Annotated in this window: 25 protein-coding genes; 6 read left to right on the top strand and 19 right to left on the bottom strand. The window is 70.6% G+C overall.

Features of this window, described 5'->3' with window-relative positions; all coding sequences use genetic code 11:
* From ispG to OG788_RS36600, 16 genes are all read right to left on the bottom strand, one after another.
* Positions 1 to 1,158: a flavodoxin-dependent (E)-4-hydroxy-3-methylbut-2-enyl-diphosphate synthase gene (gene ispG / locus OG788_RS36675; protein WP_351540990.1), complete on the bottom strand. Its 1,158-nt coding sequence runs from the start codon at positions 1,156 to 1,158 to the stop codon at positions 1 to 3.
* A gap of 4 nt (positions 1,159 to 1,162) precedes the next feature.
* Complete coding sequence (hpnH, locus tag OG788_RS36670; protein WP_261706226.1) at positions 1,163 to 2,185, bottom strand: adenosyl-hopene transferase HpnH; 1,023 nt, start codon at positions 2,183 to 2,185, stop codon at positions 1,163 to 1,165.
* 5 nt (positions 2,186 to 2,190) lie between these two features.
* Positions 2,191 to 2,832 carry a 1-hydroxy-2-methyl-2-butenyl 4-diphosphate reductase gene (locus OG788_RS36665; RefSeq protein ID WP_351540993.1) on the bottom strand — a complete coding sequence of 214 codons (642 nt, stop codon included), beginning with the start codon at positions 2,830 to 2,832 and terminating at the stop codon, positions 2,191 to 2,193.
* On the bottom strand, positions 2,832 to 4,832 hold the full coding sequence (shc, locus tag OG788_RS36660) for a squalene--hopene cyclase (protein WP_406375314.1): 2,001 nt from the start codon (positions 4,830 to 4,832) through the stop codon (positions 2,832 to 2,834). The genes OG788_RS36665 and shc overlap by 1 nt, the downstream gene beginning before the upstream one ends.
* A gap of 152 nt (positions 4,833 to 4,984) precedes the next feature.
* Positions 4,985 to 6,115: a polyprenyl synthetase family protein gene (locus OG788_RS36655; protein WP_406375313.1), complete on the bottom strand. Its 1,131-nt coding sequence runs from the start codon at positions 6,113 to 6,115 to the stop codon at positions 4,985 to 4,987.
* A complete protein-coding gene (gene hpnE, locus OG788_RS36650; protein ID WP_406375312.1) occupies positions 6,112 to 7,518 on the bottom strand; it encodes a hydroxysqualene dehydroxylase HpnE in 1,407 nt (468 codons plus the stop codon). Before hpnE ends, OG788_RS36655 begins: the two co-directional genes overlap by 4 nt.
* Positions 7,515 to 7,646, bottom strand: a complete 132-nt coding sequence (locus OG788_RS36645) for a DUF6380 family protein (protein ID WP_406376945.1) — start codon at positions 7,644 to 7,646, stop codon at positions 7,515 to 7,517. Before OG788_RS36645 ends, hpnE begins: the two co-directional genes overlap by 4 nt.
* Positions 7,647 to 7,654: 8 nt before the next feature.
* Entirely contained in the window at positions 7,655 to 8,605 is a 951-nt protein-coding gene (gene hpnD / locus OG788_RS36640; protein ID WP_351541006.1) for a presqualene diphosphate synthase HpnD, read from the bottom strand.
* On the bottom strand, positions 8,602 to 9,507 hold the full coding sequence (hpnC, locus tag OG788_RS36635; RefSeq protein ID WP_406375311.1) for a squalene synthase HpnC: 906 nt from the start codon (positions 9,505 to 9,507) through the stop codon (positions 8,602 to 8,604). The genes hpnD and hpnC overlap by 4 nt, the downstream gene beginning before the upstream one ends.
* 358 nt (positions 9,508 to 9,865) lie before the next feature.
* Positions 9,866 to 10,645, bottom strand: a complete 780-nt coding sequence (locus tag OG788_RS36630; RefSeq protein WP_356753608.1) for an ABC transporter ATP-binding protein — start codon at positions 10,643 to 10,645, stop codon at positions 9,866 to 9,868.
* On the bottom strand, positions 10,638 to 11,567 hold the full coding sequence (locus OG788_RS36625) for an ABC transporter permease (protein ID WP_351543649.1): 930 nt from the start codon (positions 11,565 to 11,567) through the stop codon (positions 10,638 to 10,640). Before OG788_RS36625 ends, OG788_RS36630 begins: the two co-directional genes overlap by 8 nt.
* A 97-nt stretch (positions 11,568 to 11,664) precedes the next feature.
* Positions 11,665 to 12,510, bottom strand: a complete 846-nt coding sequence (locus tag OG788_RS36620) for a glycosyltransferase family 2 protein (protein ID WP_406376944.1) — start codon at positions 12,508 to 12,510, stop codon at positions 11,665 to 11,667.
* 35 nt (positions 12,511 to 12,545) lie between these two features.
* The gene (locus OG788_RS36615; protein WP_351543652.1) at positions 12,546 to 13,325 is read right to left on the bottom strand and encodes a CDP-alcohol phosphatidyltransferase family protein; all 780 of its coding nucleotides are present in this window, start codon (positions 13,323 to 13,325) and stop codon (positions 12,546 to 12,548) included.
* Positions 13,303 to 14,364, bottom strand: a complete 1,062-nt coding sequence (locus OG788_RS36610; RefSeq protein WP_351543655.1) for an iron-containing alcohol dehydrogenase family protein — start codon at positions 14,362 to 14,364, stop codon at positions 13,303 to 13,305. Before OG788_RS36610 ends, OG788_RS36615 begins: the two co-directional genes overlap by 23 nt.
* Positions 14,352 to 15,104: a phosphocholine cytidylyltransferase family protein gene (locus OG788_RS36605; protein ID WP_351543658.1), complete on the bottom strand. Its 753-nt coding sequence runs from the start codon at positions 15,102 to 15,104 to the stop codon at positions 14,352 to 14,354. Before OG788_RS36605 ends, OG788_RS36610 begins: the two co-directional genes overlap by 13 nt.
* Positions 15,101 to 16,897 (bottom strand): DUF5941 domain-containing protein, encoded by a 1,797-nt coding sequence (locus tag OG788_RS36600; RefSeq protein ID WP_406376943.1) that lies wholly within the window; start codon positions 16,895 to 16,897, stop codon positions 15,101 to 15,103. The genes OG788_RS36605 and OG788_RS36600 overlap by 4 nt, the downstream gene beginning before the upstream one ends.
* A gap of 319 nt (positions 16,898 to 17,216) precedes the next feature.
* Here OG788_RS36600 and galE point away from each other — a divergent pair, with 319 nt between their 5' ends.
* The 4 genes from galE (at position 17,217) to idi (ending at position 20,755) form a co-directional block, all read left to right on the top strand.
* Positions 17,217 to 18,197, top strand: a complete 981-nt coding sequence (galE, locus tag OG788_RS36595; RefSeq protein ID WP_406375310.1) for a UDP-glucose 4-epimerase GalE — start codon at positions 17,217 to 17,219, stop codon at positions 18,195 to 18,197.
* 135 nt (positions 18,198 to 18,332) lie between these two features.
* Positions 18,333 to 19,271 carry a cation diffusion facilitator family transporter gene (locus OG788_RS36590; protein WP_406375309.1) on the top strand — a complete coding sequence of 313 codons (939 nt, stop codon included), beginning with the start codon at positions 18,333 to 18,335 and terminating at the stop codon, positions 19,269 to 19,271.
* A gap of 187 nt (positions 19,272 to 19,458) precedes the next feature.
* Entirely contained in the window at positions 19,459 to 20,037 is a 579-nt protein-coding gene (locus OG788_RS36585; protein WP_406375308.1) for a GNAT family N-acetyltransferase, read from the top strand.
* 124 nt (positions 20,038 to 20,161) lie between these two features.
* The gene (gene idi, locus OG788_RS36580) at positions 20,162 to 20,755 is read left to right on the top strand and encodes an isopentenyl-diphosphate Delta-isomerase (protein WP_406375307.1); all 594 of its coding nucleotides are present in this window, start codon (positions 20,162 to 20,164) and stop codon (positions 20,753 to 20,755) included.
* 8 nt (positions 20,756 to 20,763) lie between these two features.
* Here idi and OG788_RS36575 read toward each other — a convergent pair whose 3' ends face one another.
* Positions 20,764 to 21,264 carry an ATP-binding protein gene (locus OG788_RS36575; protein ID WP_406376942.1) on the bottom strand — a complete coding sequence of 167 codons (501 nt, stop codon included), beginning with the start codon at positions 21,262 to 21,264 and terminating at the stop codon, positions 20,764 to 20,766.
* A gap of 316 nt (positions 21,265 to 21,580) precedes the next feature.
* Between OG788_RS36575 and OG788_RS36570 the strand changes: the two genes are divergently transcribed.
* Complete coding sequence (locus OG788_RS36570) at positions 21,581 to 22,324, top strand: enoyl-CoA hydratase/isomerase family protein (RefSeq protein WP_356753622.1); 744 nt, start codon at positions 21,581 to 21,583, stop codon at positions 22,322 to 22,324.
* Between the two features lie 62 nt (positions 22,325 to 22,386).
* On the opposite strand, the gene OG788_RS36565 is transcribed toward OG788_RS36570, so the two are convergent.
* Both OG788_RS36565 and OG788_RS36560 read right to left on the bottom strand, forming a co-directional pair.
* On the bottom strand, positions 22,387 to 23,022 hold the full coding sequence (locus OG788_RS36565) for a DJ-1/PfpI family protein (RefSeq protein WP_406375306.1): 636 nt from the start codon (positions 23,020 to 23,022) through the stop codon (positions 22,387 to 22,389).
* Between the two features lie 132 nt (positions 23,023 to 23,154).
* Entirely contained in the window at positions 23,155 to 24,108 is a 954-nt protein-coding gene (locus tag OG788_RS36560; RefSeq protein ID WP_406375305.1) for a GlxA family transcriptional regulator, read from the bottom strand.
* 112 nt (positions 24,109 to 24,220) lie between these two features.
* Between OG788_RS36560 and OG788_RS36555 the strand changes: the two genes are divergently transcribed.
* Positions 24,221 to 25,087: an SCO6745 family protein gene (locus OG788_RS36555; protein ID WP_406375304.1), complete on the top strand. Its 867-nt coding sequence runs from the start codon at positions 24,221 to 24,223 to the stop codon at positions 25,085 to 25,087.
* Positions 25,088 to 25,090: the final 3 nt, after the last annotated feature.

The raw sequence follows: 25,090 nt of genomic DNA, 5'->3' as shown, positions 1-25,090 counted from the left end.
TCAGCTCACGGTGACGGCCGGTTCTCCGGACACGACGCCGTCCTTCTCCATCTGCTCGGCGATCTTCATCGCCTCGTCGATGAGGGTCTCTACGATCTTCGACTCGGGGACGGTCTTGATGACCTCGCCCTTGACGAAGATCTGCCCCTTGCCGTTGCCGGAGGCGACCCCCAGGTCCGCCTCCCGCGCCTCGCCGGGACCGTTGACGACGCAGCCCATGACGGCGACGCGCAACGGGACCTCCATCCCCTCCAGACCGGCCGTGACCTCGTCGGCCAGCTTGTACACGTCGACCTGGGCGCGCCCGCAGGACGGACAGGAGACGATCTCCAGCCGACGCTGCCGCAGCCCGAGCGATTCCAGGATCTGGATACCGACCTTGCACTCCTCGGCGGGCGGAGCGCTCAGGGAGACCCTGATGGTGTCCCCGATGCCCTCGGAGAGGAGCGCCCCGAACGCCACGGCCGACTTGATGGTCCCCTGGAACGCCGGCCCCGCCTCGGTCACGCCGAGGTGCAGCGGATAGTCGCACTGGGCGGCCAGTTGCCGGTAGGCGTTGACCATGATCACCGGGTCGTTGTGCTTGACGGAGATCTTGATGTCCTGGAACCCGTGCTCCTCGAAGAGCGACGCCTCCCACAGCGCCGACTCCACGAGCGCCTCGGGCGTCGCCTTCCCGTACTTCTCCAGCAGCCGCCGGTCCAGCGAGCCGGCGTTCACCCCGATACGGATCGGGATCCCGGCGTCCCTCGCGGCCCGCGCGATCTCCTTCACCTTGTCGTCGAACTGCTTGATGTTGCCGGGGTTCACCCGCACCGCCGCGCAGCCCGCCTCGATCGCCGCGAACACGTACTTCGGCTGGAAGTGGATGTCCGCGATCACCGGGATCTGCGACTTGCGGGCGATGGTCGCGAGGGCGTCCGCGTCGTCCTGCGTGGGGCAGGCGACGCGGACGATCTGACAGCCGGACGCGGTCAGTTCCGCGATCTGCTGCAGGGTGGCGCCGATGTCCGACGTACGGGTCGTGGTCATCGACTGCACCGACACGGGCGCCCCGCCCCCGACCGCCACCGGTCCGACCTGGATCCGCCGCGACACACGGCGCTCCGCGATCGGGCGGACCGGCACTTCGGGGAGGCCCAGGGAAACGGCGGTCACGACGTCACCCGCGGCTTTCCGTGAAGGTCTCGCGGGCGGCCCGGATCGACTCCTTGAGGGAGCCCATGGTGGCGAGGACCGCGGTCGGTTCGTAGCCGCAGTGCGCCATGCAGTTGGCGCACCGGTCGTCCTTGCCGCGGCCGTAGGAGTCCCAGTCGGTCTCCTCCAGGAGCTGCTTGTACGTCTGCACGTACCCGTCGCTCATCAGATAGCAGGGCTTCTGCCAGCCGAAGAGCGAGTAGCTCGGGATCGCCCACGCGGTGCACGGGAAGTCGACCTTGCCCTCCAGGAAGTCCAGGAAGAGCGGGCTCTGGTTGAGCCGCCAGCGGCGCCGGTTGCCGCCCGCGAAGGCCTTCTTGAACAGCTCCCGGGTCTGCTGGACGCCGAGGAAGTGCTCCTGGTCGGGGGCCTTCTCGTAGGCGTAGGCGGGCGAGAGCATCATCTCGTCGACCTTCAGGTCGTCATTGAGGTAGTTGAGCACCTCGATGATGGTCTGCGGGGTGTCGGTGTTGAAGAAGGTCGAGTTGGTGGTGACCCGGAAGCCGCGGCGCTTGGCCTCCTTGATGGCCGCGACCGCCTCGTCGAAGACGCCTTCCTTGGCGACGGACTCGTCGTGCCGCTCACGCAGCCCGTCGATGTGCACGGCCCAGGCGAAGTACGGCGAGGGCTTGAACTTGTCCATCTTCTTGCGCAGCAGCATCGCGTTGGTGCAGAGGAAGACGAACTTCTTCTTGGCCACCAACTGCCGCACGATCTCATCGATCTGAGGGTGCATCAGCGGTTCACCGCCGGCGATGGACACCATCGGCGCACCGGATTCGAGCACCGCCCCCACGGCCTGGGCCACGGGCATGCGCTGCTTGAGCACACCCGCGGGGTGCTGGATCTTGCCGCAGCCCTCGCACGCGAGGTTGCACGCGAAGAGCGGTTCCAACTCGACGAGCAGGGCGAACTTGTCCCGCTTCCTGAGCTTCTGTTCAAACAGGTACGCAGCGACCTTCATGGACTGCCGAAGCGGCATGGCCATACGGCTCACCTCCGAGGGAGCAACAAAGAACGGTGCCATTCAAAGAAAGCGGGAAGCACGGCACGAAGAACGCGGAAAGCTGATATTCCACCGCGCACCGTGCCAATACGGACGAGTTCATGTTCTGGAGCATCCACGACCACCCGTACGGCCGCAACGGGACGCGGCCCCGTGCGGACCGCGCCGAGCAGGGTGGCCGCGGACTCCATGTCGACGGCGATGGCGCCGGTCGCGAGCAGATCGGACCGCTCGTGACCGCGGACGACGTGATCGGAGCCGGTGAGCGGCCCCGTGTGGACGGTGCGGCCGGGCACGGCGCGCACGAGTTCCTTGACCAGGAGATCGGTGCCCACGCACGGCGTGGCGCCGCTCGGGTCCCGGGTCTCCTCGGCGACGACCAGGTCGCCGGGGTGCATGCCCGGGGCGAGCCCCGCGCAGAAGCCGGTGGCCAGCACGGCCGCCGCGGTCAGCGCCGGGTCGGCGAGCACCCGGGTGACCGACCGGTCGGCGGCCTTGGGCCCCATGCCCGTACGCAGCACGGTGACCGGCCCGCCGGCGCCGCTCCGGTCGCCGATGCGCAGGGCGAGGTGCTCGATGCCGAGCGCGCAGGCGATCAGCAGCGGGGCCGGTGCGGGCTGCCTGTCCATCAGCCCCCCTCGGCCGCGGAGAAGGGCTCTCCGTGGACGTAGCGGCCGAGCGCGGTGAGCGGGAAGACCTGCCGGTAGAGGTGATAGTTGATCGAGAAGTCCCACGGGAAGCCGGTCCCCGTGAAATACGGCTCGTCCCAGGAGCCGTCGGACAGCTGGGTCTCCGCGAGCCAGACGACCCCGCGCTCCACCGCCTTGGAGTCGCTCTCCCCCGCGGCCAGCAGGGCCAGCAGCGCCCAGCCGGTCTGGGAGGCGGTCGAGGCACCGCGCCCGCTCCACCCGACGTCGTCGTAGGAGCGCATGTCCTCGCCCCACCCGCCGTCGTCGTTCTGTACGGTCTCCAGCCAGGCCACGGCCCGGCGGATCGCCGGGTGCGAGCCGGGCAGCCCGGCCGCCACGAGAGCCGGGACCACCGACCCCGTTCCGTAGACGTAGTTGACTCCCCAGCGCCCGAACCAGGAACCGTTCGGCTCCTGGTTGGCGAGCAGCCACTCGATACCCCGGCGGGTGCGCGGGTCGTGCGCGAGCCCCTCCACCGCCAGCATCTCCACCACGTGCGCGGTGACATCCGCGGACGGCGGATCGATCACCTCCCCGAAGTCGCAGAACGGCAGCCGGTTGGGAAAGGCACTGGTGTTGTCGACGTCGAACGCGCCCCAGCCGCCGTCCTTGGACTGCATGCCGAGATTCCAGCGGACCCCGCGTCCGATGGCGTTCTCGACCCGGTCCGGGTCGTGGTGCCGGACGCGGCGCAGCGCGAGGACGACCTCCGCGGTGTCGTCGATGTCGGGGTAGTTGTCGTTGTGGAACTCGAACGCCCAACCGCCGGGCGGCAGTTGGGGCCGCTTGACCGACCAGTCGCCGGGCCGGACGATCTCCTCCCCGAGCATCCAGTCCGCGGCCTTGACGAGCTGCGGATGGTCGGCCGGCACCCCGGCGTCGGCCAGCGCGATGGTCGCCAGGCAGGTGTCCCACACCGGCGACTGGCACGCCTCGATCATCCGGGCACCGTCCTCGCGCCACACGGCGAACCGGTCCAGCGAGGCCAACCCCTCGCGCATCACCGGGTGTTCGAGGTCGTAGCCGAGCAGATGGAGGGCGATGACCGAGTAGACGGCGGGCGGCTGGATGCCTCCCCAGCAACCGTCGTTCTCCTGGCGCTCGATGATCCAGCGGGCCGCCGTGTTCATCGCCGCCCTGCGCAGAGCGCGCGGCGCGACCTTCCGGTACTGATGCAGGACCCGGTCCAGTCGCTGGAAGACGCCGTCCCAACTGGCCACGCGGGCAAGGCTCTTGGTCGGGTTGGGATGGCGCGGGTCGGTGTGCAGCTCGTCGAGCGGGAACGGCGCGGGCCGCACCGGACGCTTCGCCGAGACGATGGTGAGCGGCACGATCGTCTGCCGCGCCCAGCAGCCGAAGTCGTAGATGTTCAGCGGCATCCACTTGGGGAAGTAGATGAGCTCCGGCGGCAGTTCGGGCAGGTCGTCCCACTTCCACCAGCCGAAGAGGGCGAGCCAGATCCGGGTGAAGACACGGGCCGCGGCGAGGCCGCCGCGCTCGCGGATCCACGCGGACGCCTTCGCCATGTGCGGATCGTCCGGGTCGTCCCCGGCCAGCCGCAGGGCGACGTAGGCCTCGATGGTGGTGGAGATCTCGCCCGGACCGCCGTAGAACGAGGCCCAGGTGCCGTCCTCGCGCTGCTCGCCGCGGATGAACAGCGCGGCGCCGCGGGTGGTCGGCTCGTCGCGGATTCCCAGGAACTGACGGAGAAGCAGGTCCTCGGCGTCCATGGTGACGTTCGTCTCGAGGTCGCCCTTCCACCAGCCCTGGGCGTCCTGCCGCGCGAGCAGGAAGTCCGTGGCGCGCTCGATGGCGCGCGTGGCGGCGTCTCGGGTCTCGACTGTCCCGGCCGCCGCGGGCGTCGTCTCGTGCTGGGTTTCGCTGGCCGAGGCAGCGCGGGGAGGCAGTGCCCCGGTGCTTCCGTCGGTCGTCGCTGTCATGGCTTCCCCTTCGTGCAGTGGTGTGTCTCTGCTGTGGGTCCGCCGTCGGCCGGTGCGTTCGTTCGGATGGATATCCCCCCGCTCGAACAAGGTTCGAAGCTTGGGAACGGCACCGGCCGGCGACTACGCGAGGTTTATTCGACCGATAACGATCATCTCTTTCGTACGACTACGAAGTCGGCGAGCGCCACGAGCTGGGCCCGTACCTGCTCGGGCATCGGGACGGCGTCCAGTGCCTCGATGGCGATCGCGTGCTGGCGACGCGCCTCCTGGGCGGTCCACTCGCGGCCGCCCGCCTCCTCGATGAGCGCGGCGCGCACGGCGAACTCCTCCTCGGAGAAGTTCTCGAAGTCGCTGGCCTTGGCGTCCTCGGCGAGGAGGTCACCGAGCCGCTCGGAGGCGGGACCGCCCGCGGCGAGCGCGGCCACGACCGGCAGGGACTTCTTGCGCTGGCGCAGATCGCTCCAGGTCTGCTTCCCGGTGGAGTCCGGGTCGCCCCAGATCCCGAGGAGGTCGTCGACGGCCTGGAAGGCGAGGCCGAGGTGGTAGCCGTACCGTTCCAGCGTGTCCGCGGTGAGGTCGTCGGCGCCGCCGAGGACCGCGCCGATGGAACAGGCGCAGGCGAGCAGGGCGCCGGTCTTGTTGCCCTCCATCTCCAGGCACTCCTCGACGCTGACGCGGTCGCGGTGCTCGTAGGAGATGTCCTGGGCCTGGCCGTCGATGAGGGCCCGGGTGGCGGTGGTCAGACGCCGGGTGGCACGGCCGGCCTCGACGGTGCCGAGCTCCAGGAGGACCTCGTTGGCCAGCGCGAACAGGGCGTCGCCGACCAGGATTGCCTGGGCGGGGCCGTGCACCTTCCACACGGTGTCGCGGTGGCGGCGCTGCTCGTCGCCGTCCATCAGGTCGTCGTGCAGGAGCGAGAAGTTGTGCACCAGCTCGACCGCGACCGCGCCGGGGACGCCCACCTCGGGCTCGGCTCCGGCGGCCTGCGCGGAGAGCACGGCGAGTGCGGGGCGCACCGCCTTGCCGCCGTCGCCGTCCGCGGGGTTGCCCTCGGCGTCGATCCAGCCGAAGTGGTAGGCGGCGACGGTGTCCATGGGCGCCGCCAGACGGTCGACGGCCGCCTTCAGCACCGGTGTGGCCAGGGTTCGGCCGCGCTCCAGGAGCGCGGTCACGTCCACCGCGTCGGCAGCCGCTTCGGCCGGGGGCACAGTGGGCACAATCTCTCCTCTTGTTGCGGTACCGGGGGTGCGGGGGCCTGCGATGCTCCGCTCGAGCGTCATGCCGCCTCCTCGAAGAGTCCGAGGAGGTGATCGCGGGGCCGCCCCAGGGCGTCCAGTGCGGCGCCCGCCGCACCGACTCCACTGCGAACCGCACTCTCCATGGTCGCGGGCCACCCTGTGGCGGTCCACGCTCCGGCCAGGTACAGGCCGGGGGCCTTGGTACGGGCACCGGGCCGCAGCCGCCCGACGCCCGGGGCGGGAGCGAACGTCGCGGTGCGCTCCCTGGTCACGAAGAAGTCCTTCACCTCGGCGCCGCGCGCGGGGGGCAGCAGCCGCTCCAGTTCCGGCAGATACCGCTCCCGCAGCGCGGAGACGGGCTCGTCGATCTCGTCCTGCGCCGCCGACTGCGACAGGGCCAGGTACTGGCCCTCCCGGAGTCCGGACGCCTCGGTGCGGTCGAAGACCCACTGCACCGGGGAGCCGAGCGCGGCGAAGAACGGCGCGTTGAGGACCTTCCGGTCGTAGACGACGTGGATGTTGAGGATCGGCGCGGTGCCGATCTCCAGGAGCCGCTCGGGGGCGTCGAGGGCACCCTCCGGCAGAAGATCGTGGGCCTCGCGCTGAGGGACGGCCAGCACGACGGTGTCGGCCTCGATGCGCTCGCCGGGAACCTGAACGCTCCAACGTCCGTTTTCGTAGGGGGAGATGGAGGTGACGCGTGTACGGATCTCGGTACGCACGCCCACGGAGTCGAGCGCCTTGCGGGCGAGGGTGTCGTGCAGTTCGCCCAGCGGGACGCGCGCCCAGCCGATGTCGGCCGCGCCCGGGTCGGACAGCAGACCCGTCTTGAACACCATCGCGGCGAGCCCGAGCGAGGAGTCCTGGGCCACCGCGTTGAGGGTGGCGACCCCCACGAGGTCCCACAGTGCCTCGACGGCACGTTCCGACTGACCGTGCCCGGCGAGCCAGTCGCCGAAGTTCTGCGCGTCGAGTGCCGGATCGGTGAGATCCAGGCCCTTGAGCGCGAGCGCGGCACGGCCGACGTTGGCACGCTCGGCGAGCGACAGATGCTGATACGTCGCGAGGCTGCGCGCCAGATGCAGCGGCACGGGCAGAGCGCTGCGGCCGATTCTGCCGAGCCGTCGTCCGGGAGCCGCCTCCGCGTCGAGAACGGGCACGTCGAGACGATCCTGCAGGGGTGCGAGCGAGGTTCCGTCGACGCGGTCGAGGAACCAGCGGTAGGCGGTGCAGCAGCGCAGATAGACGTGCTGTCCGTTGTCCACGGTGAGCGCGCCGCGCTGGAAGGAGAACGCGAGGCCGCCGAGGCGCGGCCGGCCTTCGAGCAGTGTCACGCGCAGCCCGGCGTCGGCCAGCGCGAGCGCGGCGGTGATCCCGGCGAGCCCGCCGCCGATCACCACGGCAGCGGCCCGGCCGGAGTCGTCCGTGGACTCGACCTCGCTCATCGTGCACCCTCCCCTGCGGCCGCGCCGTGTTGATTGAACGATGCACGGCAGGCCGTTGCAGTCAGGGACGCCGCCCGGCTCCGGAGGGTTGCGTGCCGCTTTTCTCCGGTGGAGTCACCTTGGCCCATATTGTCCATCAGACGCGCCTCCGGACGGTACGGCGGGAGGCGTGCCGTGCGTCCAGACCGGAGAGGCCGCGCACGGCGACGTACGCCTTCTCGCGCCCCGGCAGCGACACCCGGCCGCGCAGCACGGCCTCCGGCTCGCGCTCGATGCGGTCGAGGAGACGCCGGTAGATGCCCGCCATGGCCGCGACGCACGCGCCGCTGCGCCGGTCCAGCATGGGCAGCAGCCGGTAACCCTCGGCGAAGAGGGCGCGGGCCCGGCGTACCTCGAAGTGCACGAGGCCCGCGAAGTCGGAGCCCGGCGGCGGGGTCGGCCCGTTGAACCCGGCCGAGCAGCCGAACTTGGCCAGATCGTCGGCGGGCAGATAGGTACGCCCGCCCTCGGCGTCCTCGCGGACGTCCCGCAGGATGTTGGTGAGCTGGAGCGCGAGCCCGAGCGTGTCGGCGTACTCCGGCGCGCGCTCGGCGCCACGCGCCCCCGGTTCGGTGCCGAAGACCCCGAGCGAGAGCCGCCCGATCGCCCCGGCCACGCACCGGCAGTAGATCTTCAGGTCGTCCCAGGTCTCGTACGTCTCGCCCCGTACGTCCATCAGCACGCCGTCGATGAGCTCGTCCAGGCCCGCGAGGGGTACCGGGAAGTAATCGGCGGTGTGGCTCAGGGCGACGGCGACCGGGTCGGTGTCGTCCTCGTCGACGGTGCCCGCGCGGACGCGGGCGAGCACCGCCCGGGTCTCCTCGAGGCGCACGGCCTTCACGTCCGGCGCCAGCGTGCCGTCGCCGATGTCGTCGACGCGCCGCGAGAACGCGTAGAGCGCCGACATCGCACGGCGCTTGGGCGTCGGTAGAAGCCTGATGCCGTACGCGAAATTGCGGGCCTGCTGACCGGTCACCGCCTCGCAGTAGCTGTACGCGGCGAGTACCGGTGCGGACACGTGCTGTTCCGACTCCACGGTCCGGATCACCCCTCTCCTCGCAGAGTCACTCCCACCTCGCGCAGCAACTGGAGCTTGCCGGGCTTGGGCGGGCCGGGAAGTACGTCGTATTCGGCGGCGGCAATCGCACGGATTGCCGCCCTTCCCCCCGCAACGAACCCCGCGAGCAGCAGTTTCAGCCTGCCGTGGACGCTACCCACGAGGGGGGTGCCTTCATTCAGGAGGTTCAAGGCGCGTTCTGCTTCGTATGCAACCAGTGCTCGCACCGATGCGCCTGCTGTGGGGACGGCCAGGTCCGCTTCGACGACATGAAAACGTTTCATGTCGTCGGCGGGCAGGTAGACGCGGTCGCGGCCGAGGTCCTCGGCGACGTCCTGGAGGTGTTCGACGATCTGCAGCGCGGTGCACACCGCGTCGGAGTGGCGGACCCGCTCGGGCGTGGACGTTCCGGTGACGGAGAGGACCAGGCGGCCGACGGGGTTCGCGGAGAGCTCGCAGTAGGCGAGCAGATCGTCGTAGGTCTCGTACCGCTGGACCAGCTGGTCCTGGCGGTTGGCCGCGATCAGGGCGAGGAAGGGCTCGGGGGTGAGGCCCGCGCGGCGGACGGTGGGCTGGAGCCGGCGCAGCAGGGGGTGACCCGGGGTCGAGTCGAACACGCGGTGAAGATCGGCTTCGAAGGCGTCGAGGAGGGCCGTACGGTCCTCCGACAGCGTGGCCGGTACACCGAGGAGGCGGGCGTCCGCCCCGCCGGGGGCGAGGTCGCCGTCACCGATGTCGTCGACGAGGCGGGCGAAGCCGTACACGGCCATCAAGTCGTCGCGCCAGGCCCTGGGCAGAAAGAACGGGGCCACGGGAAAGTTCTCGTCCGCGGCTTTGTCGAGGGTGCCGCGCGCCGGATCGTCGCCGGTGCGGGCCGTCCCGGCTTCGGTCACCGCTCGCCGCCCGGCGCGAGGACGGCACACGCATCGCGGAGCTGGAGAGTCACCGTAGCCATTGCCGTCACATCTCCCGTTCTACACTGCCGACCCAACACTGCCCATTTCGGACACGCCGCCCGGAGATCCGCACAGCGCGACGGTGCCGGGTGTCGCGTATTATCGCCCTACTTGCCGCGATTCAGCACCGGTACAGCTTACGTTGTACAACGCGGCACAGTCCGTCGGGGTGTCCTGCACATCACAACAACACACCGATTGGCGTCAAGATTCCTAAGGCCGACGGGAGTTGGCGTTTCCTTTGCAGACGCAGGGCCCCGCCGGAGAGTTCCGGCGGGGCCCTGGGCGAAACGGGCTACTTGCCCGAGAACTTCTCGTACTCCTTCAGGACCTCTTCGGTCGGTCCGTCCATGCGCAGCTCGCCGCGCTCCAGCCACAGCACGCGGTCGCAGGTGTCGCGGATCGACTTGTTGTTGTGACTGACCAGAAACACCGTGCCCGCGCTCTTGCGCAGCTCGCGGATGCGGGCCTCGGACCGCTTCTGGAAGGAGCGGTCGCCGGTCGCGAGGGCCTCGTCGATCATCAGGACGTCGTGGTCCTTGGCCGCGGCGATGGAGAACCGCAGCCGGGCCGCCATTCCGGAGGAGTAGGTCCGCATCGGCAGGGTGATGAAGTCGCCCTTGTCGTTGATCCCGGAGAACTCGACGATGCCCTCGTAGCGCTCCCTGATCTGCTCGCGGGACATGCCCATAGCGAGCCCGCCCAATATGACGTTCCGCTCGCCCGTCAGGTCGTTCATCAGGGCGGCGTTCACGCCGAGCAGCGAGGGCTGGCCGTCGGTGAAGACCTTGCCCTTCTCCGCGGGGAGCAGGCCGGCAATGGCCCGCAGGAGCGTGGACTTGCCGGAGCCGTTCGAGCCGATGAGGCCGATGGCCTCGCCCCGGTACGCGGTGAAGGAGACGCCCTTCACGGCGTGCACCTTGCGCACACCGCGCTCCTCGCCGCGCTTGAGGATGCGGCTGAGTGCCGAGGTGGCGCTGCCCTTGCCGGTCTTGGCGCCGTTCACGCGGTAGACGATGTGCAGTTCGTCCGCGATGACGGTCGGAATGTGCGACCTCTTCTCGAGCTCAGCCACGGCCGTACCTCTCTTCAGCCTTCCAGAAGTACACGAACCCGCCGACGGAGATGACCACGGCCCAGAAGACGGCGATGGCCCACACGTGCGGCGGCAGGTTGGAGGAGCCGTAGCCGTCGATGAGCGCGAAGCGCATCAGGTCCATGTAGACGGCGGCCGGGTTCGCCTGGAGCACGCGGGCGATCCATTCGGGGCGGCCGGCGAGCATGGTGCTGATGGAGAACATGACGCCGGACGCGTACATCCACGTGCGCAGGATGAACGGCATCAGCTGGGCGAGGTCGGGCGTCTTGGCGCCCATCCTCGCCACGATCAGGGCGAGGCCCGTGTTGAAGAGGAACTGCAGGCACAGCACGGGGATGATCAGCAGCCACGACAGGCCCGGATAGCTGCCGAAGGCGATCACCACGATGAACAGCACGATCATCGAGAACAGCAGCTGCTGAAGCTGCTGGAGCGCGAACGAGATCGGCAGCGAGGCACGCGGGAAGTGCAGCGCGCGCACCAGGCCGAGGTTGCCCGAGATCGCCCGGACGCCCGCCATGATCGAGCTCTGCGTGAACGTGAAGACGAAGACGCCGGTCACCAGGAAGGGGATGTACACCTCGCGTGACAAACCCTTGTTGGCCTGCAGGATCAGGCCGAAGATCAGGTAGTAGACGAGCGCGTTGAGCAGCGGCGTCGCCACCTGCCACAGCTGGCCCAGCTTGGCCTGGCTGTACTGGGCGGTGAGCTTCGCCTGCGAGAAGGCGAGGATGAAGTGCCGCCGGCCCCAGAGCTGACGAACGTACTCGACGAGCCCGGGCCGGGCGCCGCTGACCGCGAGCCCGTACTTGGCGGCCACCTCGGCCGCGGAAAGCCCGTCATCGGGCGACGGTCGGTCGCTCACCGCGACTCCGCCGTCATGCGTTGTCTCACTCACAAGTGGAAACTTTCGTCTTCAAGATGCACACAGCCTGGTCGGGCATAGGCATGAGCCGGGGACCGGTACGGCCCGAATGCTCTCAGAATCGAGCTTGTCAGATGACAGGAGGTCGGCCCAGTCGTGTCAGCCGCCACACGGTACGCCACTTCATGGGGGTGCGGGGTCCGCACGGACTGGTCCAGCCTTCCCTGAATCCGCCGAACCAGGCACGCAGGGCCGCTCGCGAGGGGCGGCGCAGAAGGGTCAGGAGCATCCAGACACCGAGGTAGACCGGGACGAGCGGCGCGGGCAGGTTGCGGCGTGCGAGCCAGACGCGGTTGCGGGCCACCATGCGGTGGTACACCGCGTGCCGCGAGGGGGCGGTCGTCGGGTGGTACAGCACCATGTCGGACCGGTAGTCGATCATCCAGCCGGCGTCGAGGGCCCGCCAGGCCAGGTCGGTCTCCTCATGGGCGTAGAAGAAGGCGTCCGGGAGCCCGCCGACCTCGGCGAGGACCTTCGTGCGGACCGCGTTGGCGCCGCCGAGGAACGTGGTGACGCGCGAGGAGCGCATCGGGTCGGCGGCGCGGAGCCTCGGGACATGACGGCGCTGGGTCTCGCCGGTCTCGGGGTCGGCGATGCGGAAGCTGATGATGCCGAGGTCCGGATCGTCGGCGAAGGCCCGGCGGCACAGCTCGGCCGTGTCGTTGCGGGCCAGCAGTCCGTCGTCGTCCAGGAAGAGGAGGACGTCCACGTCGGTGCCGCCGGGGCCGAAGGCCTCGATGCCGACGTTGCGTCCGCCGGGGATACCGAGGTTCTCGGGCACCTCGACCGTGCGGACGCCCGCGGGGACGTCCGGGACGGGTGAGCCGTTGCCGACGACGACCACCTCGACGCGGTCGCCGTCCTGCTTGGCGACGGAGTCGAGAAGGGCCCGGAGTTCCTCGGGACGGTTGCCCATGGTGATGATCACCGCGCCGACCTTCGTCGCCGTACTCACTTGAGCCTGCTCGAAGCGAGGATGGACACGAGGTGCAGCACGGTCTGCAGGACCGCGATGCCGGCGAGCACGGCGGTGCCGAGCCGGGTGAAGAACAGGTCTCCCCTGATCTGGTCCGCGATCGCAAGGACGAGGATCAGCAGGGAGGCCTCGATACCGAGGATCAGCCGGTGGAACTTGAGGGCCGCGGCGGCCCTGCGGGCCAGCGCCACGCCCGAGGAACGGGGCTCGGAGGCGGACTCCTTGACCGGTGGCAGGCCGCCCTGATGGCGGGCGACGCCGACGAGATCGGTCTCGGCCTTGATCAGGATCGCGCCGAGGGCGGCCAGTGTGCCGAGGAAGGCCCACAGCCAGTCGACGCTGCCCGTGCCCCACAGGTCGGCGGCGCGCAGACCGAGGCCCACGAGGACGGCCGCGTCGGTCAGGTAGGCGCCGACGCGGTCGAGGTAGACCCCGCCGAGCGAGTACTGCTTCTTCCAGCGCGCGACCTCGCCGTCGACACAGTCGAGCAGCAGATACAGCTGGACCATCACCACGCCGAGCACGGCGCCCGCGATCCCCGGCACCAACAGGGCCGGGGCCGCGAGCACGCCGCACAGGGTCATCAGGTACGTGAGCTGGTTGGGCGTGATCCTGGTGTTCACCAGGTAGCGGTCGCAGCGCAGCGAGATCTCTCGCATGTACAGGCGTCCCGCCCAGTGCTCACCGCTGCGCCGGTCCTTCACCCCAGGGGGGTGAACGACGGGGCGGAGTTCAGCTACCGATGGCCTTGGCATAGTCGGAGTAGATGTCCTTGATCTGGTTGGATTTCAGGTCGAGGTGCTCGAGGATCGTGTAGCGGCCGGGCCGGGTCTGCGGAGCGAACTCCACGACCTGCACGAACTCGTCCACGGTGAAGCCGATCTCCTCGGGCAGTACCGGCAGTCCGTGCCGGTGCAGCACCTCGGCCATGAACGCCGCTTCCTCGTGCGCCCCGCGCATGTACATCGCGAAGGCCGCGCCCAGGCCGCACTGCTCACCGTGGCTGGCCGCGCGCTGGGGGAAGAGGATGTCGAAGGCGTGGTTGATCTCGTGGCAGGAGCCGGAGGCCGGGCGTGAGTCGCCCGAGATCGACATCGCGACGCCGGTGAGGACGAGCGCCTCCGCGAGCACCTGGAGGAAGCCGTTGTCGCCGACACCGCCGGGGTGCCGGAGCACGGCCTCGCCCGCCTGGCGCGCCATGGCGGCGGCCAGCCCGTCGATCTTCTCTCCGTTGACCCGGTTGGCCAGCTCCCAGTCGGCGATCGCGTTGATGTTGGAGACCGCGTCTCCGATGCCCGCCCGGACGAACCGGACCGGCGCCTCACGGATCACGTCGAGGTCGATGAGCACGGCGATCGGGTTGGGCACGCCGTACGAGCCGCGGCCCGCGTCGTTGTCGAGGGTGGCGACCGGCGAGCACAGACCGTCGTGCGCGAGGTTCGTCGGCACGGCGACCAGGGGCAGCCCGATCCGTGCCGCGGCGAACTTCGCGCAGTCGATGATCTTGCCGCCGCCGAGGCCCACGACGGCGTCGTAGTGCCCGGACTTCATGTCGCCGGCCAGCCGGATCGCGTCATCCAGCGTGCCGCCACCGACCTCGTACCAGGTGGCTCCCGGCAGCGACGGGGCGATCCGCTCGCGCAGCCTCGCGCCCGAGCCGTTGCTGACCGCTATGGCCAGCTTGCCCGAGTGCGAGATGCGCTCGTCGCTGAGTACGCTCGCGAGGTCGTCCAGGGCACCCGGACGGATGTCGACGACGACCGGCGAGGGGATGAGCCTCGTCAGTACTGGCACGCGATCTCACGTCCCTTGGCCAGGTCGTCGTGGTTGTCGATCTCGACCCACTTGACCTCACCGATCGGCGCGACGTCGATCTTGAAGCCGCGGTTGACGAGCTCCTGGTAGCCGTGCTCGTAGAACTGCTGCGGGTCCGTCTCCCAGACCGTCTTCAGGGCGTCGGTCAGCTCGTCGGCGGCGGCGCCCTCGATGAGGGTCACGCCGATGTACTCACCGGTGGCCTCGGACGGGTCCATGAGCTTGGTGATCTTCTGGACGCCCTTCTCGGGGTCCACGACGACCTTCATCTCCTCGTCGGCGAGCTTCTTCACCGTGTCGAGGGCGAGGATGATCTTCTTGCCCTCACCGCGGGCGGCGAGCAGCGTCCGCTCGACGGAGACCGGGTGCACGGTGTCGCCGTTGGCGAGTATGACGCCGTCCTTGAGGGCGTCACGGCCGCACCACAGGGAGTAGGCGTTGTTCCACTCCTCGGCCTTGTCGTTGTCGATCAGCGTGATCTTGAGGCCGTACTTCTCCTCAAGGGCCGCCTTGCGGTCGTACACGGCTTCCTTGCGGTAGCCGACGATGATGCCGACCTCGGTCAGACCGATCTCGGCGAAGTTGCCGAGGGTCAGGTCCAGGACGGTGAGGGAGTCCTCTGCGCCCGCAGGGCCCACCGGCACGAGAGCCTTCGGGAGGCTGTCGGTGTAGGGGCGCAGACGCCGTCCGGCGCCGGCTGCCAGTACAAGGCCGATCATGCGGGTTCTCCTTCATCGTGTACGGCGGGCGCCCCGGTGGACACCCAGAAGCGGATGCTCTCGGCGAGCACCAGTAGGGCGACGGCCACGGCGAATGCCGTGAGCGCGACCTTGAACTGTGAGGCGGCGAGCAGCGCGGCCAGGACGGTGACCAGCAGCGTCCTGCCTTCGTGCCCGCCGATCGCCCGCACCAGCCAGTGCGGGGGGGCTCCGGCGTTGCCGCGGATGCGGTACACCGTGTCGTAGTGATGGTAGGCGACCGCGGCCACCAGGCCGAAAGCCGCAGGAAGTGCTCCGTTCACGCCCGCGTGGGCCGCCAGTACCAGAACGGTGAGGTACTCGGCCGCGCGGTAGAACGGCGGCACCAGCCAGTCGAGGGCGCCCTTCAGGGGCCTGACCAGGGCGACCGGCGACAGCAGGACGTAGACGGCGGCGCCCAGGACGGGCCACCAGCTGCCGTAGGGGGCGAGTGCGGCGGATGTCACGACGATCGCCCCGGCCACGAAGGCGACGAGCGCGGGGCCGATCCGCGGGAGGCGGCCGGCGAAACGCGTCAGGTACTCGGCCAGCGGGCCGGAGTCGGTGAGGTCCACGAGCGCCCGGGCGGCGCGGTCCGTGCGGCGCGCCTTGCGGGTCAGCGAGCGCAGCACCCGGCCCGCCGTGGTGTAGGTGGCCGCGAAGGCACAGCCGGCGAGCAGCGCGTAGAAGGTGATACGGGGGGTCGTCAGCGCCGTGAGAACGGCGATCATCGCCCATCGTTCGCCGATGGGCAGAACTATCATCCGGCGCACCCAGACCGTCCAGCCGACGCTGTCGAGCTTGCCCGAGAGGGCGGCGGTGGGGCTGGTGTTGGCCTCGGCGTCGTGGTTCGCCTCGTTGAAGGAGAAGTCCACGACGTGCCGGCAGGTCTGCAGGATCATCGCGCCGAGCGCGAGCGCCCATACGTCGTCGCCGCCGCGGGCCGCGCCGAGCGCGAGGCCCGCGTAGTAGGCGTACTCCTTGGCGCGGTCGAAGGTCGCGTCCAGCCAGGCGCCGAGCGTCGAGTACTGGAGGGAGTAGCGGGCGAGCTGTCCGTCCGTGCAGTCCAGGACGAAGGAGAACAGGAGCAGCAGCCCGGCCGCGACGAAGCCGAGGCGGGTGCCGGTGGCGGCGCAGCTCGCGGCGATCAGCGCGGTGATCAGCGAGGCGGTGGTGACCTGGTTCGGGGTCAGACCGCGGCGGGCGCACCAGCGGGCGATGTAGCGCGAGTACGGGCTGATGCAGTACGTGGTGAAGAAGCCGTCGCGGGCCTTGACGGCGCTGCGCAGCCGTACGGCCTCGTCGTCGACGGCCAGCACGGACTGCCGGACCTCGTTGCGCTCCTGCGGATCGGCGGGGACGGCGGCGACGAGGCTGCCGAGCTCGGGACGGTGGACGGCGAGGCCGTCCGCGTCGAGTGCCGCGCCGAGGCGGTCGACGAGGTTCTCCGTGGTGACGGCCACACCGCCCGCGGCGGCGGTCTCATGGGCCACGGCGCGGGCCAGCGCCCGCCGGGCCTCGGGCTGCACGGATACGGCGCCGGGCAGCGCGGAGGCCGCGAAACGTGGGTCGGTGAGGCCGAGGCGCAGGGCGTGTACATGGCCCACGAAGCGGGCGTCGACGACGGCGACCCGTTCGTTCGCCGGCGCGGCGGCGAGCAGCGCCTCTGTCTCGCCCGCGTCGGAGGCGAGCCGCACGTCGAAGCCGAGCGACCGCAGATCGCCTTCGAGCGACGATCCGGGGACCGGCTGGCCGGTGAGGATGGCGGTCGACAGCGAACTCACTCCCTGAATGCCGGCGCGGCCTGACGCCTGGCGTGTACGTGATGGGATGGCCCCCGGCCCGCGGCGGCGGGCCCGGCGGCATGTCGGCAGAGGGTATCCGATGAACGGAAGACGGCGTTCACCGCCCGTTCACGGCCCGATCAACCGGTTTTGCCTTACCGGCACGGCGATCATCATCGGGGATTCCGGGCCCGGGTCACAAACCCGGGTTCACAGACCGGCGCATTCTCGGCACGGTGCGCCGTACGCCCCGCGCCCCGGGAGCGGGGCACGGCGGACGCCGCGCGGGACCGGCATAGGGTGGTCCTCCATGACATGGCTGATCACAGGCGGAGCCGGATACATCGGGGCCCACGTGGCCCGGGCGATGGCGGAGGCCGGAGAGCGGGTCGTCGCCCTCGACGACCTCTCGTCGGGGGTACCGAACCGGCTTCCGGAGAGCATCCCCTTGGTTCAGGGGTCGTCGCTGGACGGGGATCTGCTCAAGCGGGTCCTGGCGGAGCACGCGGTGACGGGCGTCGTGCACCTCGCCGCGCGCAAGCAGGTCGGTCAGTCCGTGGCCGAACCGACGCTCTACTACCAGGAGAACGTGGGCGGTCTCGCGACGCTCCTGGAGGCGGTCGCCGGGGCGGGCGTCAAGCGCTTCGTGTTCTCCTCGTCGGCGGCCGTCTACGGCAACCCCGATGTGGACCTCATCACGGAGAGCACTCCCTGCGCCCCGCTGAGCCCCTACGGCGAGACCAAGCTCGCCGGCGAGTGGCTGGTGCGGGCGGCGGGCCGGGCGCACGGGATCGCCACCGTGTGCCTGCGCTACTTCAACGTCGCGGGCGCGGCCTCGCCGGAACTCGCCGACACGGGCGTCTTCAACATCATCCCGATGGTGTTCGACCGCCTCACGCGCGACGAGGCCCCAGGGATCTTCGGCGACGACTACCCGACGCCGGACGGCACCTGCGTACGCGACTACATCCATGTCGCCGACCTCGCCGAGGCGCATCTCACGGCGGCCCGGCGGCTGGCCGACGGCGCGAGCGGTGATCTGACGGTGAACATCGGCCGTGGCGAAGGGGTCTCCGTGCGGGAGCTCATGACGCTCGTGGCCGAGGTCACCGGGGACACCCGGCAGCCGCTCGTCGAGCCGCGCCGCCCGGGTGACGCCCCGCGCGCGGTCGCCTCGGCCGCCCTGGCGGCGGACGAGCTGGGCTGGCGCGCGCGGCGCGACGTGCGCGAGATGGTGGAGTCGGCATGGCGGGGCTGGCTGCTGCACCACCCGGAGACCACGTCCGCGTGATCGTGCCGGTGCTCTGACCTGCTGATCGTTTCCGCAGGTCAGAGCATATGACAACGGTGTTCAGTGCCGCGTTGCCCGGTACCCCCCGCCCGTAGTTCACTGTGACGACCGAGCGGAACACGGGAGGCGGCTTTCATGGGGGCTGGGCACGACCACGGGCACGCGCACGGCGCGCCCCCGACCGGTACGGCGACAGCCGCGTACCGGGGGAGGCTGCGCGTCGCGCTGGCGATCACGCTCACCGTCATGGTCGTCGAGATCTTCGGAGGCCTGCTCGCCGATTCGCTGGCGCTCGTCGCGGACGCGGCGCACATGGCGACGGACGCGCTGGGGCTGGGCATGGCCCTGCTCGCGATCCACTTCGCGGCGCGCCCGCCGAGCGAGAACCGCACCTTCGGCCTCGCGCGGGCCGAGATCCTCGCCGCGCTCGCCAACTGTCTGCTGCTGCTCGTGGTCGGCGGCTATGTGCTCGTCGAGGCGATCCAGCGCTTCGTGACGCCAGCGGACACCGAGGGCGGACTGACCATCGTGTTCGGTGTCATCGGTCTGGTCGCCAACACGGTGTCGCTGACGCTGCTGATGCGCGGGCAGAAGGACAGCCTGAACGTGCGCGGCGCCTTCCTGGAGGTGGCCGCGGACGCGCTGGGCTCGGTGGCCGTCATCGTCTCCGCGGTGGTGATCATGACCACGGGCTGGCAGGCCGCGGACCCGATCGCCTCGATCGCCATCGCCCTGATGATCGTCCCGCGCACCTGGAAGCTGCTCCACGAGACGCTCGACGTGCTCCTGGAGGCGGCTCCCAAGGGCGTCGACATGGCGGACGTACGCGCCCACATCCTGGCCCTCGACGGGGTCGAGGACGTCCACGACCTGCACGCCTGGACCATCACATCGGGCATGCCGGTCCTCTCCGCGCACGTGGTCGTCAGCTCCGACGTCCTGAACGCGATCGGGCACGAGAAGATCCTGCACGAGCTCCAGGGCTGCCTGGGCGTCCACTTCGACGTCGAGCACTGCACCTTCCAGCTGGAGCCGAGCGGACACGCGGAGCACGAGGCGAAGCTCTGCCACTGACGGAAATCCGGAGGCGGCACCGCGGCACCGCCTGTTAGCGTGTCCGACGATCCCAGGAGGTGGGTTGATGACGGCCGCTCTCGGCGCTGCCACGCGCAGCGTCCTCGTCGTCCCCGTTTCCCGGGCCCGGGGCTGACCCGCCGTTCCTGCGACGCGTCGGCCGGGCCCCTCAACAAGGGTTTCCACGTTGACCGACCACATCGAACACCGCACTGAACACACCACCGGTCAGAGCACCGGTAACAGCACCGGTCAGAGCACTGTCTGGCACACCCGCCGGGAGATCTCCGCCGACATCGCCGAGGTGTACGCCGTGACGGCCGCCGCCTTCGCAAGGGCGGAGGAGGCCGATCTGGTGGACGCGCTGCGCACCGACCCCGAGGCGTGGCTGCCCGGCCTGTCGTACGTCGCCGAGGCACCGGACGGCACGATCGCGGCGTACGCGTTGATCACCCGCTGTCACGTCGACGGCGTCCCCGCGGCCGCGCTGGCACCGGTCGCGGTCCGGCCGGACCGGCAGCGCCAAGGCGCCGGATCGGCTGTCGTACGCGCGGTGCTGGAGGCGGCACGCGCGCGGGGTGAGGGGCTCGTCCTCGTACTCGGGCATCCCGGGTACTACCCGAGGTTCGGTTTCGGGCCCGCCGCCGCCTACGGCATCCGGCCCGGATTCGACGTGCCGTCCGAACACCTGATGGCCCTCGTCCTCGACGATTCCGTGTCGGTGGCACCGGGCACGCTCAGGTATCCGGCCGCTTTCGGCGTCTGACCCACGTCGGCCGCGTGTCCCGCCCCGGGGCTCCCCGGGGCGGGACATGCGGGAGCCGCGAAGTGCCGGGAGTGCCGGTTTCGTACGGCAGACTGGGTCCTGAAGACCGATGCGAAGGATGGGTATGCCGATCACACCTGCCACCGCGACGCACAGTTCGTCGAACGGCACCGTTGAAGCGATCTTGCTGGAACTGGTCGACGAGGACGGCAACACGATCGGTACGGCCGAGAAGCTCGCGGCTCATCAGGCCCCGGGGCAGTTGCACCGAGCGTTCTCGGTGTTCCTCTTCGACGAGCGGGGCCGGCTGCTGCTGCAGCAGCGCGCCCTCGGCAAGTACCACTCCCCCGGTGTCTGGTCGAACACCTGCTGCGGCCACCCCTACCCGGGCGAGGCGCCCTTCGCCGCGGCGGCCCGGCGGACGTACGAGGAGCTCGGGGTGTCGCCGACCCTGCTCGCCGAGGCGGGCACGGTCCGTTACAACCACCCGGACCCGGACTCGGGCCTGGTGGAGCAGGAGTACAACCATCTGTTCGTCGGGATGGTGCAGTCGGGGCTGCGGCCCGACGCGGAAGAGGTCGGCTCGACGGCCTTCGTGACCGCCGCCGAGCTGGCGGAGCGGCACGAGAAGGACCCCTTCTCGGCGTGGTTCATGACGGTGCTGGACGCGGCCCGTCCGGCGATCCGGGAGCTGACGGGCCCGTCCGCGGGCTGGTAGGCCGGTCCCTACGCGCCCGGAGCGAGCGGCAGGGCGGCCCAGATCACCTTGCCGCCGCTCGCGGTGTGCTCGACGTCGCACACGCCGCCGTACTCCCTGGTGACCTCACGCACCAGCAGCAGGCCCCGGCCCCCGGTCTGCCCGTGGTCGGCCTCCAGCGCGGTCGGCCGGTAGGGGTGGTTGTCCTCGACGGACACCCGCACCCACTCGGCGCCGACCGCGACCTCCACCGCGAGCATCGGCGACAGAAGTGCCGCGTGCTTGACGGCGTTCGTGACCAGTTCGGACACGATCAACAGCAGTCCATGAACGAGATCGTCCGAGACCGGTACCCCCTGGCGGACCAGCAGATCACGGACGGCGTGCCGCGCCTGCGGCACCGAGGCGTCGACGGCGGTGGCGGTGAACCGCCACACCCCCTCGTACGGCAGCGGTCCCGGCGATCTGACGCCGGAGGTCGCGCCTCCGCCTTCAGGGCTGGGGTCGGACCCCGGCCCGGGGTTCTCCATCGTCCGGTCGCCACCCTTGCGCTCGATTGTCACCACACATTGAGTGTTGGTAATGCGCCGGTCCGTACCGGTTGACTGAACAGAAGTCAGCAATTATCGATGGTTTCTGATCGTTTGCGTATGACACGGTCAGTTCCACGACAGCTCCTGTCCGTCTTGTGCCGACTTCGGAAACTCTTCGGGTTGTACGGGTTTGCCCCTCAGCTGACCCGATTCGTTCCCCCGCCTTTCCGGAGCCCACGAGACGGCCCGGGAGACGGCCCGGGAGGGTGCCCGCGATCCGGAGCCCGCTGTAGGTGCAGATAGCATCCGGCGCATGGAGCCGCAGCTGTTGCACCACGTCGGCGACGGAGTCGCCACCGTCGTCATCCATCACCCCGCCAAGCGGAACGCCATGACGACGGGGATGTGGCGAGCGCTGCCGCCGTTGCTGGACGAGTTGACCGTTCGCGCCGATGTGCACGCCCTGGTGCTCACCGGTGAGGGCGGGACGTTCTGCGCCGGAGCCGACATCTCGACGCTCCGCGGCTCGCCGGACGAGGCCCAGGGCCTGGCCGTGCTCGCCGAGGAGTCCCTCGCCGCGTTCCCGAAGCCGACACTGGCCGCGATCCGCGGCTACTGCGTGGGCGGCGGATCCCAGCTCGCGGCCGCCTGCGATCTGCGGTTCGCCCAGGAGGGATCGCTCTTCGGGGTGACTCCGGCGAAGCTCGGGATCGTCTATCCGGCCTCCTCCACACGGCGGTTGGCGGCACTGGTGGGTCCGTCCGCCGCCAAGTACCTGCTCTTCTCGGGCGAGTTGATCGACGCTGAGCGCGCGTTGCGCACAGGCCTGGTGGACGAGGTACTGCCCGAGGGTGAACTCGACAAGCGGGTGGCGGAGTTCACCCGCATCCTCGCCTCGCGCTCCCTGCTCACGCAGGCGTCTGCGAAGGAGTTCGCGAACGGGCGCACCGACCGTGACGCGTACTGGGCGGAACAGGCGCGCGGCGGCGGCGACACCGCGGAGGGGGTCGCCGCCTTCCTGGAGCGCAGGCAGCCGCGCTTCACCTGGGCCCCGTGAGGACCTGACGGCCGTTCGGGGCACGGCTCTTCGGGCGCGTGTGAGGCGGGCGGTCCGCACGCCTACGTCAGAATGAAGCGGCTCTTGCTCCGGAACTCCGCGACCAGGTGCGCGGGCGCCTTCTCCGGGGACCCGGCGTCGTAGGGCGGCTGCGGGTCGTACTCGGTCAGCAGCTGTACGGCCTGGGCGTGTTCGTCCCCCGCGATCCGGCCGAGCAGGGTGAGCCCCATGTCGATGCCGGCGGAGACACCCGCCGCGGTCACGTACTTGCCGTCGAACACGACCCGCTCCCCCGTCGGCTCGGCTCCGAACCGCGCCAGGTGGCCGAGGGCCAGCCAGTGGGAGGTGGCCCGGCGGCCGTCCAGGAGCCCCGCGGCGGCGAGCAGGAGGGAACCGGTGCACACCGAGGTCGTCCAGACACTGGTGCCGTCGGCGTCCCGCAGCCAGTCCAGGAGGACCCCGTTGTCCATCTGCGCGCTCTGGCCCGGCCCTCCCGGTACCACCACGATGTCCGGGTTCGGTACCTCCGCGAGGCTCCTGTCGGCGGTCAGCGCGAGCCTGCCGGTGTCGGAACGGACCGGGCCGGTGCGCTCGGCGACGAAGACGGTGTCCGCGTCCGGCAGGCGGCCGAGGGTCTCGTACGGGCCGACGGCGTCCAGGGCGGTGAAGCGGTCGAAGAGGACGATGGCGATCTGCATCGGGTTCCTTTCGGCGAGGGGCGCGGTGGCGGCCCCTGGGTGAGCGGGAGTCGCGAGCGAGGCGAGGCCGGGACACGCGGGACGGTGAGGCGGCCGGCCCGCGGCGGGGCAGGCGAGTGGGGCGGGCCGCCGTCAGCCCTTGGGCGCGGGCCGGAAGCGGCGCCGGTATTCGGCCGGTGCCGAGCCGAGGATCTTCACGAAGGCGCGGCGCATACCCTCGGGCGTGCCGTAGCCGCAGGCGCGGGAGATCTCCTCGATGCCGTCGGTGGTGTCCTCCAGGAGACGGCGGGCCTGCTCGAGACGGACCCGCTCGACGTACCGGCCGGGCGTCGTGCCCGTCTCGCTCTGGAAGGCGCGGGCGAAATGGCGGGGCGAGAGGCGGGCACGGGCGGCGAGCGACTCGATGCTCAGGTCGTCGCCGGGGTGTTCGGAGATCCAGTGCTGGACCTCGCGCAGCGGTTCGCGTCGCGCGGTCTGGGCGGCGAGCTGGGCGCTGAACTGGGCCTGGTTGCCCGGACGCCGGAGGAAGACGACGAGGTGCCGGGCGATGGTCAGGGCGGCGTCGCGGCCCAGATCCTCCTCGACGAGGGCGAGGGCCAGGTCGATGCCGGAGGTGACGCCCGCCGAGGTGGACACGTTGCCGTCGCGTACGTAGATGGGGTCGGGGTCGACGGCGACCGCCGGGTGGTCGTGGGCGAGCTGGTCGCAGTACGCCCAGTGGGTCGTCGCGCGGCGGCCGTCGAGGAGGCCCGCCGCCGCGAGCAGTCCGGCGCCGGTGCACACCGAGACCAGGCGCTCGGCGCGCGGACCGTGCGCGCGCAGCCAGTCGAGCAGGCGGGGGTCCGGGCGCCGGGTACCGCGGCCGCCGGGGACCAGCAGGGTGTGCGCGGCGGGAGCGTCGGCGAGCGCCTCGTCCGGGACCAGGACGAGGCCGCTGGAGGTGCGCACCAGGGCGCCGTCAAGGGAGGCCGTGCGGATGCGGTACGAGCCGCCGCGGTAGGTCTCGGCGCCCGCGAACACCTCCAGGGGGCCGGTGACGTCGAGGCTCTGCACCCCGTCGAAGAGGACGATCAGCACCGTTCGCATGTCTCGATTCTCGACCGGCGCACCGATGGCCGCAATGACATGGATCCCACCCTTCCTGCCATCACGGGTCTCACTGTTCCCGACGTACCGACCAGTCGGTAATGTGCGGGGCATGACCCCTCCACTGCCGGAGCGCGCCGGGCGCCGCTGCCACAACGTCCTCAACCCGCTGCACTCGACGCACTACTTCTCACCCGATCTGGGGCGTGAGCTGGCCGCCGTCGGCATCGAGGACGACCGGGCCGCGTACTTCGCGGCCCGGGCCGCCGCGATGGGCGCGGTCGGCGCGGGCACCGTGACGGCGACGTTCTACAACTTCCGGCACGACCTGGTGGCCGCGCATGTGCCGGCGGTGTGGCAGGCCGCCTCTCCGGAAACCGTGCTCGCGGCACGCGCGCGTGCCGTGGACGCGACGCTCAGGCGGCTGCTCGGCGAGGACCTCATCGCCTCCAAGGACGTGGCCGAGGCCGCGGAACTCGCCCTGCGCGCGGCCGAGGCCTGCGGCTCGACCGCCCGTCCGCTCTACGCCGCGCACGCGGACCTCCCCGTGCCCGAGGCACCGCACCTGGCGCTCTGGCACGCGGCCACCCTGCTGCGCGAGCACCGCGGCGACGGTCACCTCGCGGTGCTGCTCGACGCGGAGCTCGGCCCGGTGGAGGCCCTCGTGAGCCACACCGCGACCGGCAAGGGCATGGCTCCCAAGTGGGCGCTGGGAACGCGTGGCTGGTCGCGGCAGGACTGGGAGGCGGCGTCCGGGCGGCTGCGGGAGCGCGGGCTGCTCGACGCGCAGGGCGAGCTGACGCAGGCGGGCGTGGACCTGCGCCAGGACATCGAGGCCCGGACGGACCGGCTCGACCGCGCTCCCTACGAGCACCTGGGCGCCGCCGGGGTGGAGCGGCTCACCGAGATCGCCAGGAACCTGCTGATGACGGCGTTCGCCGCCGGCGCGTTCCCGGACGGAATGATCGGCAAGGAATGACCG

The organism is Streptomyces sp. NBC_00647 (assembly GCF_045207245.1).
In the GTDB taxonomy this organism is placed as follows: domain Bacteria; phylum Actinomycetota; class Actinomycetes; order Streptomycetales; family Streptomycetaceae; genus Streptomyces.
Note: the sequence above shows the minus strand (reverse complement) of the source record. Positions and strands in the feature narration are given on the sequence as shown.